General features: G+C 58.2%; 5 protein-coding genes. 4 read left to right on the forward strand and 1 reads right to left on the reverse strand.

Translation table 11 applies throughout. The features are described from left to right. The first annotated feature begins 224 nt into the window (after positions 1–224). The 4 genes from DSL70_RS02440 (at position 225) to DSL70_RS02455 (ending at position 8,711) form a co-directional block, all read left to right on the forward strand. Positions 225–1,316, forward strand: a complete 1,092-nt coding sequence (locus DSL70_RS02440; protein ID WP_162916289.1) for an AbrB family transcriptional regulator — start codon at positions 225–227, stop codon at positions 1,314–1,316. A 157-nt stretch (positions 1,317–1,473) separates the two neighbouring features. Further along, positions 1,474–7,455, forward strand: a complete 5,982-nt coding sequence (locus tag DSL70_RS02445) for a DUF3320 domain-containing protein (protein WP_119306275.1) — start codon at positions 1,474–1,476, stop codon at positions 7,453–7,455. A 102-nt stretch (positions 7,456–7,557) separates the two neighbouring features. Beyond that, positions 7,558–7,902, forward strand: a complete 345-nt coding sequence (locus DSL70_RS02450; protein WP_119306276.1) for a hypothetical protein — start codon at positions 7,558–7,560, stop codon at positions 7,900–7,902. A 95-nt stretch (positions 7,903–7,997) separates the two neighbouring features. After that, positions 7,998–8,711 (forward strand): SAM-dependent methyltransferase, encoded by a 714-nt coding sequence (locus DSL70_RS02455; protein WP_119306277.1) that lies wholly within the window; start codon positions 7,998–8,000, stop codon positions 8,709–8,711. A gap of 158 nt (positions 8,712–8,869) precedes the next feature. Here DSL70_RS02455 and DSL70_RS02460 read toward each other — a convergent pair whose 3' ends face one another. Continuing rightward, a complete protein-coding gene (locus tag DSL70_RS02460; protein WP_119306278.1) occupies positions 8,870–13,753 on the reverse strand; it encodes an OmpA family protein in 4,884 nt (1,627 codons plus the stop codon). Positions 13,754–13,760: the final 7 nt, after the last annotated feature.

The following is a 13,760-nucleotide window of genomic DNA, read 5'->3' on the forward strand; positions in this document are numbered from 1 at the left end:
CACTTTGTACCCTTCAAGGCAAAGAAAGAGGACGGCTTATCACCTGTTGAGGTGTCGCATCCGACCAGAATGCTCAGCGGCGAGATTGTGCAGGATCTCAAGGCGCTTTTTGGTCAGATTTGATATTCGGTGGCCGGAGAGAATTGCCCTGATCCGCTTTAGGCGATAAAAGGGTGGGGCATTTAGTGTGAATGCCCCACTCTCGTCAGCAGAAAACCTCCGCCATGGCAGACGGTCTTGCGCCTACCCTTGAACAGATCAAAAGGCAGACTCAATTGAAGATATTGGCAAAATGGTGCCTTCTGATCGTCTTTTCCTTCGGGCTGGCGGCAAGCCTTGAATGGCTCGGGCTGCCCGCGGGGCTCCTGATGGGACCGATGATCATTGCCATCATCTTTGCCGTCAACGGCGCTGCGTTAAAGACCTCACAGCCACTGTTCATCTTTGCTCAGGGGATTGTCGGCATCATGATTGCCAGCAATCTGCCGGTGACCGTGTTTGGTCAAATCTGGACAGACTGGTCCGTCTTTCTCTTTGGCACGATGGCAACCGTCATTGCTTCCACCCTGCTGGGCTGGGCGATGACCCGATCCGGCCTGCTGCCGGGAACAACTGCGATCTGGGGATCTTCCCCGGGTGGCGCAACACTCATGACCCTGATGTGTGAATCCTACGGCGCAGACATGCGGCTGGTTGCCTTCATGCAGTATATGCGGGTTCTGGGCTGCGTTGCGTCGGCTTCGCTGGTTGCCATGTATCTTGGCGTCCCCTCTTCGATGCATTCAGCATTCGAGGTGCCTGATTTGGCAAGCTGGATTTCGGCCATCCCGCCAGTCATCCTCGCCTTCGTTGCTTCAGCCGTGGGGGTTCGATCGCGCATTCCCGGAGGTGCGATCCTGTTGCCGATGAGCATCGGGATCATCATCAAGATTTTCTGGCCGATCTCTCTGGCCCTTCCCCTGCCGGTGCTTGCACTGAGCTATGCGGTTATCGGATGGGGTATCGGCGCCCGCTTTTCGATGGATACCCTCAGACATGCGGCAAAGGCTTTTACCAGAGTTCTCGGTTCGGTACTATTGCTGATCCTCATCTGTGCCTGCATTGGTGCCATCCTGACGGTCCTCACTGGCATTGATCTGCTCACGGCCCTGCTGGCAACCAGCCCGGGCGGGTTGGACGCAATCGCGATTATCGCGACCTCCACCCACGTTGATATTTCCTTTGTTCTGGCGATGCAAACAAGCCGATATCTGGTTGTCGCCTTCGCTGCGCCTATTCTGGCCCGGTCCTTGTCTGCAAAAGCGACCGCTGCTTGAAATCATGACGATTGTCCGCGTGTGGGGATGTTGAAGTCATCATCGCAGCGCTGCATTTGCCACTTGTCATTGCAAAGTTGTGTGTCAAACCGGGCTTGGTTGTTGCTTTTGCCTTGTTTCAATTCCTAAACTTGAAACGGAAAAGGGGAGGCGGGCAATGACCGAGGAAATCGCGGGAGACGGAATTCTTCAAGTGGCAGAAGGATTTGGAATTGAGGCGGATATCGCGTCCCTTGTCAATTATGCAAGCTGGCAAAACTCGGTGCCGGTGGTCTCATCCGTTCGGGTCAGAAACAATCTGACGGAAGCAAAACGGCGGCTGGTTCTCGAGCTTTCCTTTTCTCCTGCCTTTGCCCGGCCCGTGCGCTGGACTCTGGATCTGGTTGGGGCGAATGAGGTGTTTGCCCTTTCCAACCCTGATCTCGAGATCGACGCTGACTATCTGAATGCCCTTGATGAGGCCGAGAAGGCCGTGGCACTCTTCAGCCTGAAGGACGGCGAGGGCGCCGTGCTGGCTGAAGTCAGGAAGGAACTCAGGCTGCTGGCGCGCGATGAGTGGGGTGGTTTTGATGGAATGGGCGGGCTCACGGCGGCGTTCGTCATGCCCAATGACCCGGCGATAGCGCCCATTCTCAAGAAGGCGGGCGATGTCTTGCAACGGTTCGGCCATTCGCCCGCGCTGAATGGCTATCAGAGCAAGGACCCGGCGCGTGCCTATATGCTTGCCGCGGCGATCTGGTCGTCTGTTGCTGGTCTGGGGCTGACCTATGCAGAGCCGCCAAAGAGTTTTGAGCTTTATGGCCAGAAGGTCCGGCGGCCAACCACGATCCGGGAGCAGGGGCTGGCAACCTGCTTTGACACGACGCTGCTGTTCGCATCTGCGCTTGAAGCGGTGGGGCTCAATCCGGTTGTGCTTTTGAAGACCGGTCATAGCTACTGCGGTGTCTGGCTGACCGAAAAGACGCTGCCGTCGCTGGTGGAGCGGGACCCGATCGAGATTCGCAAGGCTCTGGCTGCGCGTGAGCTGATCGTGTTCGAGACAACCGGTGTCACGTCCCGCCCGGCTGATCCATTCGAGCAGGCCATCGCGATCGGGCAGAGCCATACCAACGAAAAGAATGCGGCCGATTTTGTCGGGGCGATTGATATTGCCCGCTCGCGTGCCTCGCAAATTCGCCCGATGGCCGCGCATCAGGCCATGGTGTCGACCGGCGAGGAGGGTGAGGGGATCATCGAGGCGGCCGAGCTTCCCTTGCCCAAGGCGCCCTCGTTTGAAGACCTGTCCGGCCTGATCATCGAAGAAAAGCCAGCGACTGCGCAGGACCGCATTGCCCGTTGGCAGAACAAGCTGCTTGATCTGTCGCTCAGAAACAGGCTGCTGAATTTCAAGGCGACCAAACAGACCGTCCCTTTCCTTTGCCCGAACGTGCCAGCTCTGGAAGATCTGCTGGCTGACCAGAACCGGATTCGTGTCATCTCCCTGCCGGAGGAAAACCCGCATGGAGAGCGCAGTGATAGTCTGTTTCAGGAGCAGACCGGACGGGATCTGGATTATGAATTTGTCGTGCAGTCGCTTGAGCGCAGGGAGATTGCTGCTACACTGGAAAAGAGCGAGCTGGACAAGCGTCTTACAGAGCTATATCGGCGCGCCAGAAGCGATATGACCGAAGGCGGCTCCAATACGCTCTTTCTTGCCGTCGGGTTCCTCCGATGGAAAAAGACGGGAAGCGATGACAGGACCTACAAGGCCCCATTGCTGCTTATTCCGGTCAAGCTGACAAGGCGAAGCGCCAATGCTCCCTTCTATCTGGAGCATCACGAGGATGAAGTAAAATTCAACTCGACCTTGCTGGAGTTTCTCAAGAAGGACTTCAATCTTGCCATGCCGGCGTTTGATGAGAGCCTGCCCAAGGACGAGAGCGGCATCGACGTACCGCTGGTCTTTGAGACAATCCGGCGGGTTGTCCGGGATGTGCCGGGCTTCGAGGTGCTGGATGATATTGCGCTTTCGACCTTCTCCTTTGCCAAGTTCCTGATGTGGAAGGATCTGGTCGACCGGACCGATGAGTTGCGAAAGAATCGTGTTGTTCGCCACCTGATTGACAATCCCGACAAGGCGTTTGATCCGGGGCTCACGACGGACTTCCCTCAGGTCTTCGAGCTTGACAGCAAATATCGGCCAGCTGATATCGTCACCCCTCTTCCCGCTGACTCATCCCAGTTGAGTGCCGTCATGGGGGCCGCTGAAGGACGCGACTTCGTGCTGGTCGGGCCGCCGGGCACCGGCAAGAGCCAGACCATCACCAACATGATTGCCCAATGCCTGGCGACGGGAAAGAGCGTCCTGTTCGTTGCGGAGAAAACGGCGGCGCTCGGCGTCGTCTATCGGCGGCTCAAGGAACATGGCCTTGGAGATTTCTGTCTTGAACTGCATTCCAACCGGGCGGAAAAGAAGCAGTTCCTGTCGCAATTACAGACATCCTGGGAAACCAAGACTGATGCCAATCCGAACGAATGGGTGACTATCAATGACCAGTTGCAGGTGCGCCGCGACAGCCTGAACGACTATGTCTCTGCCCTGCACAAACGGGCGGCATGTGGCCTCAGTGTTTTTGAAGCGCTGGGATTGTCGGTCAAATATGCCGATCAATATACGCCTCGGCTGGATTGGGACCCTTCCGCAGAAGTGGGAGAGCAATCGCTCCTGCAAATGAAAGAGACAATTCGGGACATCGCCAGCGTGCATCGTCAGGTGATGCCCGTCCCGGCTCTGGAACTGGTCGGAACCACCGAATGGTCGAACAGATGGGTTGGGGACTTGCGGCAGGCGGCGCAAAGCCTTGCGGTCTCCACGGATGTGTTGTTGGCGCGCGTGGTCGATTTTGCGCGGCTTGCCGGTCTTGATGCGCAACGGCAATTCTCCCTGTCAGAACTGGAGCATGTGGTCTGGCTCGGGAAACTGCTTGACTCGACTGCGGAAAAGACACTGGCTGTGGTTTTCGAGGAGCAGCTGGACAGGATTCGGCAATCTGTTGAAGAATTGGCAGGATGCGTTGAGACTTTCAAGGCTGAACATGCAAGGCTGAGCGCCGTCTACGAGGAAGCCAGTATTGCTCGCATACCGATTGATCAGATTGATCAGGACTGGCGTATGGCCTGCTCCCGGATGTGGCCGTTCTCCGTTTTTGCCAAAAGCCGGGTGCGGAAGTTTCTTCAGAGCTATGCCTTGAAGGGAAAAGCCAATCCCGCCGAGGAAGTGGTCCCGCTGCAGAAGATGCAGTCTGCGCTCAAAGCCATGGAGAGCCAGTCCGAAAGGCAGTATTATCCAGCCTGGAACGGAACCGAAACGGATACGGGGGACCTCAAGGCCTATTTTGATCTGGCGGGCAAGATCAGGGCTGGATTTGAATCCATCGGGTATCTTGGCCATGAGGCCCTGACGAGCAATGGCGCCATGCAGTCTTGCCTTTCAGGCGGTAGTGCAACCCATCCGCTGCGCCTTCTGGCAAGAGATCTCATTGATGCGTGGGATGACTTCAGCGCCCGACTGGCGGCCTTTCGCAATGTGGCGAATACCGCTGAGGATCAACTCGAAGGGCCCGCCATCCTGCCGCGACTGCATGACATGCTCGACGCGCTTGAGCAGAATGCAGGTCAGTTGCAGGTCTGGACCGAGTGGCAGAAGGTCAAGGCCAAAGCCAAGGCACAGGAGCTTTCCGGCTTCCTGAAGGCGGTTGAAGCGGCTCGCATTTCCCATGACGATCTGGAATTGAGCTTTTCTGTCGCCTTTGCCAACTGGTGGCTACCCGATGCCATCGACAGATCGGACGTGTTGCGCAGCTTCAAGCGGTTCAGGCACGAGGAGATGCTGGAGCAGTTTCGGTTGCTTGATGACGAGGCCAGACGGGTTGCCGCCTCCAAGGTCCGGTCAGCGCTCAATCATCACTTGCCCGCGCCCCATGAAGTGGCAAAACGGTCCGAGCTTGGTCTGCTGCGCTACCAGATGGAGCTGAAGCGCCCGAGCAAGTCCATTCGCGACATGATCGCTTCCATGCCGACCACCTTCAACAAGCTGGCCCCTTGTCTGCTGATGTCGCCGCTGTCGATCGCCCAGTATCTGCCAGCCGGGCAGGCCCTGTTTGATGTGGTCATCTTCGATGAGGCCTCGCAAATCACGACATGGGATGCGGTTGGGGCGATTGCCCGAGGCAGGCAGACCATCATTGTCGGCGATCCCAAGCAGTTGCCTCCCACCAATTTCTTCGGCCGGAATGATGGCGACGATGACGAAGAGCTTGAAGTCTACGAGAAGGATCTTGAGAGCATTCTGGACGAGGCCATTGCCTCGGGGCTGCCCTCCAAGCAGTTGAACTGGCATTATCGCAGCCGCAGTGAATCGCTCATCGCCTTTTCTAACTGGCACTATTATGGCAATCGTCTGATCACCTTTCCGTCGCCTGCGGTCAATGATCAGGCCGTCAAGCTGGTTCACGTTGCCGATGCGGTTTACGACAGGGGCAAGAGCCGCACGAACAGGGATGAAGCGCGCGAGATTGTCAGGATCGCCGTTGCCAAAATGCAAAGCTGGCTGCAGCTTGCCGAAGAGGATCGGCCCACTCTGGGCGTCATCACGTTCAACCAGCAGCAGCAGAGCCTGATACAGGATTTGTTCGATGCCGAGTTGCGTAGCAATCAGGATCTGGAATGGTTCTTCTCGGATGATCGCATTGAACCAGCGATAGTCCGCAATCTGGAAAATGTTCAGGGTGACGAACGGGATGTCATGCTGTTCTCGATCACTTTCGGCCCGGATCAGGCTGGCAAGATGTCCATGTCTTTCGGTGCCATCAACAAGGATGGCGGAGAGCGGCGGCTCAATGTGGCGGTGACACGCGCCAGAGCCGAACTGCTGGTGGTCAGCACCATCACCGCCGACGTGATCGATACGTCGCGGACAAGGGCTCTTGGTGTTCAGCATCTGAAAGAATTTCTGGCTTATGCCGAGAAAGGATCTGCCTCCCTTCCCGCAGCGGTCAGCGGATCGGAAGGCGGGTTTGACAGCCCGTTTGAGGAGGCGGTCTCGGACGCCCTGCAAGCCAGAGGATGGACCGTCATCCCACAGGTTGGCGTGTCCGGTTTTCGCATTGACCTCGGCATTGTGCATCCCGACAGGCCGGGAGCCTTCCTTGCTGGCATCGAGTGTGACGGGGCGACCTATCATAGATCGGCCACGGCGCGCGACCGTGACAAGGTGCGCGAGCAGGTTCTGCGTAATCTCGGCTGGGAAATCCTCCGCATCTGGTCACCGGACTGGTGGTATGATGCATCCAGAGTGGCGGGGGAGATACACCAAAAGCTTGATGGGCTTGTTGTGGCAAGCAGGGAAGAGGAGAAGCGGAAAAAGGCTGAAGCCCGGAGTGACGGGGCTTTCCCAGCGGCTGATGCGGGAATGGTCGTTCGGTCCGTGGCTGTAGAGGCGGCAGACCGCGCTGGGGCATCCCTCCTGCCGATGGTGCCATCTTCGAATGACCACCTGCCGGAAGAGCCTGTTGCCGCTCCTGCCAATCAGAATGAGCCATTTCAAGCTGTTAGAATAGCACAAGGCCCTTCTACGGCCAGCGAAACCTTCTATACCATAACGGACCTGCAATCCTTTGCGGTCGATCCGGACCGCTTCTATGATGTCGCCTATTCGTCCACGCTTGCCAGCATGATAGACCGGATCGTCGAGACTGAAGGCCCGATCAAGGATACGCTGCTTGCGCAGCGTGTGACCAAGGCTCATGGCTGGAGCCGAACAGGCAATCGCTTGCGAGAGCATATCTTTGACCACCTGAAGTCTTATGATTTTTCAGAAGGCACGGCCGGGCGCTTTGTTTGGAAGAGTGGGGCCAGGAAAGACTTGGTGCCCTTCCGTAAATCACTGGACCGCGACAACCGGAGACCGGTGAATGACATTTCGCTCGCTGAAATCGCAGGGCTGATCAGGGAAAAGCCCGGCCTTTTGCAACAGGACGAGCCGGTCTATGCGATTGCCCATGAAATGGGATACGACCGTGTTGCCAGTGCCATTCAGGCTCGGCTTTGCGAGGCAATTGCCTATTATTCCGACCTGACCGACGTGCAGAAGGGCGTTTGATTCCCAAACTCTGGTATGCTGATTTGGACCTGATAGGGTATAGGAAAATGACTGCGTTGCCAGCTGGGCGCAGGGTGAGGCTATCGGATGGAAAGGAATGACATGCTGAGGTGGATCATCATTGCGGGGCTGCTTTTCCTGCCGACTGTTGCTTCGGCCATGGATGATCTCAAGGGAACCTATGTTCTTCCCGGAGGGAGCTGTACACATCCCCGTTCTGAAGGGGATCAGCTTGTCGTGACCGAGGCAGGTCTGTCTTTTGCCCATCTTGAATGCAGCTTTGGCAAGGTGGTGCCGGTTGCCCGCATGAATGCCAGCCTTTATGATGCCACATGCAGGCAGGAAGATGTGCCCCAGACGACCCGGTTCTTCATCGCCCGAAGTAACGACGGGCTGACGATCTATTCGCCTGATTTTGGCACGTTCGTCGTTTCTCGCTGCCAATAGCTCTCTGCCAGAGGGGTGCCATCAGACAGGATGCTCCGGTCTTATGCCCTGTTGCGGCAGCCAAAGTCACATCACGCCAGCAGGTTGGTATCATCATGGATCAAGGCTCACACCAGAAATTCGATATGGCGCGTGCGGAAGAATATGCGCAGCAGGCACGCATTGCGCTCGCAGGTTATGATGCCTGTCACGAGCTTTCCGCCTGTATCCTGTCTGCGGCAATCGGGGAGCGTCGCGATGCGCGGGTGCTGGTGGTCGGGGCTGGCGGCACTGGTGGCGAGATACTGGCTGCCGCCAAGCTTGAGGCGGGATGGCGCTTTGTTGCGGTGGACCCCTCTGCGCCGATGCTTGATTTGTCCAAGGCGCAAATCGAGGCGGCGGGGTTTCTGGATCGCGTTGATTTTGTCTGCAGTGCGGTGTCCGATCTTGCGCCAGAGGCCGTTTTTGACGCGGCTCTGGTGATTGGTGTGTTGCACCATGTGAAGGATGATGCGGACAAGGCTGCGTTGTTGCGCGATGTTGCGGCGCGTTTGCTGCCGGGCGGATCGATGGTTCTTGCCGGGAACTATCGGGCCTATGCGTCCGAGCCACTGTTGCTGGCTGCCTGGGCCAACCGCTGGCGGCTGGCTGGGGTCGATGAAGACGAGGTCAGGCGCAAGCGTGATACAATCATGCGCGGTGCGGTGCCGCCTGAATCCGAGGACAAGGTGGCGAGCCTGCTCATGGAGGCGGGGTTCGAAGCGCCGGAGCGGTTCTTTTCGAGCCTGTTCTGGGGCGCCTGGCATACGCGGCGCGTCGATGGTATCTGACGGATTGTTGGCAAAGAGAAACGCCCGTCCCTGACAATCAGAGGCGGGCGTTTTCGTCTTTGCTTTCAGCCGGAGGGGCAGATGGGGGCTGGCCCGTGAGGTTGTCCCCCTTGTGCTTGTCCTTGCCTTTACTGCCACCGGGTTTCCCGAAGGGGTGGTTAGTTCACCGCGCTGATCGGGAAGTCCAGAACGTTGCTCGAGTTGGGCACCGTCGGGTGCTGTTCACCATTGGTCATCTGAGGCACGCGGCGCGAGGTGTAGCTGATCAGCTCCTGCACCGACGTATAACCATTCTGGTCGCCAGCGTCTGTGTCCGCCTTGCCAGCGAGGCCTTCCAGCAGAGCTGCAGTGAAGGCACCATGGCCACCGCCGAAGCTGGCGTCTTCCAGCGACGACTGAGCCCCGGTTGAAGACGCCAGCACGATGGTGCCGGTGCCATCGGACAGGGCCTGCACCGCTTCCTCGTTGGAGACGCTGCCACGCTTGCGCGGGCCGACCGTGCCGGAATGGCAGATGTCCATCAGGAAGATGGCCTTCTGGTTGATCGGGCGACCGGACAGGAAGTCACGGAACTTGTCGACCTGCATGCCCGTGTAGGGGCGGGTCTTGTCGCCGTCATAGGTGACGAGATACAGGCGCTGTTCGTTGTCCTGAACCCCGTGGCCGGCAATGAACAGGACGATGACGTCTTCAGCCGAAGCCTGCCTGAGGAAATCGTTCATCTCGACACGAATATCCCGCTCCGTGGCCTGATCATTGACGAGGACCTTGGTGTTGACCTTGCCATAGAGCACGCCTTCCTGAGCCTTGAAGGCCTTTTCCAGATCCAGCGCATCCTTGTGGGCGAATTCCAGATCCTGAGAACTGATCTCGTATTTCGAGATGCCGACGCCAAAATACCAAAGCTGCGTGGTCTTTCTTACCTTGGACTGGGCCTTTACCTTGCGGTTGATCTCCGCTCGCTGGGTCAGCACGCGGGCGTCCTTGTAGACGAGACTTGCCTCGATCAGGTTTTCGCCTTCCCGCAGTTTGAACTTGCGGTCGATGCCGACGATTTCGCCGCCATCATAGACGGGTTCCTCGTCAAAGCCACGAGTGCGGATGACAACGCGCCCGTTGAGCGAATATTCGAACTCCGGATCCGGCAGATCGGCCGAGGATTTCTCGACCCGCAGGCGCAGGACATATTCGTCGCCGTCGACAGTGGCCTTGGCCGGTGAATCGAGTGAGACCTTGTAGGGTACGTTGAACAGGTCGGGGTCGACATCAGGCTTTTCCGGCTCGACCGGCACGGGCTGGTCATTGCCGCTGTTCCCCTTGATCAACCGGCTGAGGCGGTCCTGGATGATGCGCGGACGTTCAAACCGGCTCTTGAGGGCTTCAAATGGCAGGTAGTTGTCGCCGAGTGACCAGAATACGCCCTTGGTGCCGTTGAGCGAGGATGTGAATTCTCCGCTCGGAGCGTAGGCGATCCACTCGTTGTCGTTCTTCACCAACAGGGTCAGCTGCCGCTCGAAGCTGCGCAGATCGAAGTAGATCAGCTCATTCGAACTGGTCAGGGCCAAAAGGAGGTTGCGGCTTTCATCGGCCGAAATCGAGGCCAGAGTACCGCCGAAGAAGGCCGAACGATCGCCAAGGCGCATCATGTCGCGTGACCATTCGATCTTCTGGCCGCTGTCGAGCTTCAGGGTCCAGACCGAGGTGGCCGGTTCCCAGCCGATGTAGCGTCCGGAGCGGGCATCATAGCCACGCCAGCCGCCGCCAACCTCAAGCATTTCGATGCGTGATGGGTCGTCTTCGTTGAACCTGAGATTATTCAATGGCTTGCCGTTGGTGATGGACTTCACCTCATCGCCCGATTTGATGTCGAACAGCCGCGTGACGCGCGAATAGGTGTAGTCATGGCCGTAGCCATCTTTCCAAGCGGTGGTGACGCCGACAAGCCCTTCCTCGTCGCTGATGGCAACTCCGCTGAAGAAGCTGCCATAGACAGCATCATAGCTGAGGCTTTGGGTGACGATGTCGAACCGGGTGCTGGAGATCACCTGAAGGGACTGGCGGTCGCGAAGCTCAAGGATGGCCTTGGTGCTCTTGTCGCCCGATCCTTCGGGACGGCCCAGCAACAGGATATACCGGTCGCTCTGGGTCAGATAGGTCACGTCGAAGTCAATATGTGCCTTCGTCTCTTCCTTGAAGTTATCGGCGTTGAAGACGACGAGATCATTGTTTCTGGAGATGGTGTATTGCGTTGCCCCGTCCTTGCTGAGGCGGCGCCAGCCACGCTCCGTCGAGGTGCGCAGAGGCTGGAGGCGGCGCCCGGTGGCGAGATCCCAGACGTAACTGCCGCTGCTGTCGCGGGAAGTGACATAGCCATCACGCGTGTTGAGGGTCAACCCTTTGCCGCGTGGTGAAAGGCCGGTCATCTCGGAGATCGGGCTCAAGCTTCTGGTGTCGTACCATTCGATATGCTCGCTGGCACCAGCCGAGAAGCTGTTGCCGTCGGGCGAGAAGGTGATACCCAGATCCTGCGCTGCCTCGCGCGAGTTGATAATGTCGCCTTTTTCAAGATCGACCAGCACCAGACCGGTCTTGCTGTTGAAGGTGTCGTTCATCAGTACCCACGGTTTGGAGGGATGGCTGACGATGCGGTTTGGGATTACCGGTGAGCGCATGCGCTTGACCTCGCGCCAGTCGCGGGTATCCCAGATGGCCATAACGCGGCTGTTGTCGATGGCCACCAGATAGCGGCCGTCGCGGGTCTGCCCCATGCGGTGCGTCCAGTTAACGCCCTCGACATTGCGCTCGAAGGCCAGATCCTTGGCGGAATAGATCTTAACGCCCTGATGCTGGAACTGGCCAACCGCGATCCGGTCTCCGTCTGCCAGCCAGATGATCGACCCGCCGATCCGCTGGGTGCTCATCCGGGTCACTGCGCGGATCTTGCGCTCGGCGACATTGTAGATGCGGACAAAGCCATTGTTGTCGGTGTAGGCCAGTTCGTCGCTGAACGGGCTCCAGCCGAAGCGGGCAATCTCGTTCTCCGCATGAATCTGGCCGACCGCGAGCCCGGTCTTGGTATCATAGACATAGAGGACATAGGTTCTTGCGCCTGAAACCTCGCGGTAGTTCGAGGTGGTGGCCAGATAGCGCCCGTTGGGCGAGAAGGCGCGGGTGGAGCTGCCGCGATAGAGATCGCGGATCTTGACCTGTTGATGCAGATCCCACAGCTGGACCGGCTCGTAACCGACAGCGCCGAGCCGTCCGTCCGGGGAGGCGGCCAGAGCGGTAGCGTCAAGAGCACTGGTCACGGCGATCTGTGGATCGCTGACGTTGCCGTAAGGCCGGATTTCGACGCGGCGGTTGCGTTGCCTGCCCGATTCGGTCTCGTTGGTTGCAATCGGTTGGCGTGGGCCATGACCGACGGTGCGCAGACGGCTGGCGGGAATCCCTTGGTGTTCTTCCAGATAGCGTGCGGCAGCCTCGGCGCGGCGTTGCGACAGCGGCATGTTGATTTCATCGCTGCCGCGGCTGTCGGTGTTGCCCTCGATCAGGAAGACATATTTCTCCCCGCCGGGCGCATTGAGCACGGCTGCCGCCTTGTCAAGCTCGGGCAGGGTCTCTGGCCGGATGACATCGGAGTTGGTCTCGAACTCGATGGCCAGCGTCAGGCTGGAGCCGATGTTCGTTTCCCAGTTGCGCAGGAACGGGTTGGCGGCCAGAAAGGCCTTGCGCTCGTTTTCAAGGGCAGCGGCGGCGTTGATGCGTTCGCGGCGCTGGGAGATCCAGCTTCCGCTGACGTTGGGCATCTTTTCCATTGCAGCCAGATAGGACGCGGCGGCGTCATAATCCTGGGCATAGATGCGGTTGAGAACGAGATAGCTGGTCACGTCCCGGCGCTGGGCATCGGGGAGCGTATCAAGCTTGGAGAGATAGACATCACGGGCGGCATCAAAACGGCCTATCTTCTCGTAGAAGGTGCCGTAGTCACGCAGGGAAGTGGCGATATCGGGAGCCAGCTTGGCCAGCTTCAGACTGTCGCGGCTGTATTTCTCTGCCAGATCCGTATTGAAGGCGAAATTGTAGTTGGCCCAGGCAAGCTGGTTGCGGATTTCCCAGATCTGGGGGAAGTCGCGGGCTGCCTGTTCCAGCAAGCCGTAGCTGCTGTTGAAATCATAGTTGCCCATTGCAGCAAAGCCGGCGATTGCCGCTTCCGGTGTCGGATCCGTTGCATAGGACGTTTCATAGATGGACAGAGCCTGCTTGTAAGCCCTGAAACGCTCTTTCATCTGCTCGGCGGCATAATTGAAAGCTGCTGCATTCTTGTATTGCTTGCCAAAGTCGAGAACGTCCCGGATGGCCTTGAATTTCTCGTCGTTCGAAGCGCCGGAGCGGTCGAGGCGATCAAGACGCAGATTGCTCAGCCGTTGCAAAACACCGAATTCCGGACGATCACCGGCCTTGAGCGACTTCTCGAAGAAGGCTTCGGCCTCTCTGCTATTGCCCGCAACCTGGGCTTCGATGCCGCGGACATAGTCGTAGATATAGCGGCGGGACAGGCCCCGGCTTTCCGATGTTGCAAGGAACTTGTCTGCTCGCGCCTTGTCCTTCAGATTGTCCTTGACGGTGAAATAGATGTTGCGGATGGCGTAAGGATCGACCGGGTCGATGTCGAGGCATTTCTCATAGGCGGCCACGGCCTCTTCATATCGTTTGGCGTTTGAGAGCTGATAGCCAAGGTTGATCCACGCCGTTGACAGATCCGGCACAAGGGACGTTGCCTTGCGGTAAAGTCCGATGATCTCGTCATCTCCTGCCCCGTTCCGGTCCGCGGCCCAGGCGCGAGCGAAATAGCCCTCGCCGGTTTCGGGATAATGCTCTGCCACATAGACGCGGATGGCAGCGCGTTCAAGCAGGCTTGACGTCTTGATGCTGCGTTCGATGAGGTCTCTCCGGTTGATGCCGGCATAGGGATCGCCACTCTGGGCCATGGCAGGCACTGCGACGGAGAAGAGGAAAAGGGCGAGGGTCAGAAGACGTATCATCCGGGGA

Source organism: Cohaesibacter haloalkalitolerans, assembly GCF_003574655.1.
In the GTDB taxonomy this organism is placed as follows: domain Bacteria; phylum Pseudomonadota; class Alphaproteobacteria; order Rhizobiales; family Cohaesibacteraceae; genus Cohaesibacter; species Cohaesibacter haloalkalitolerans.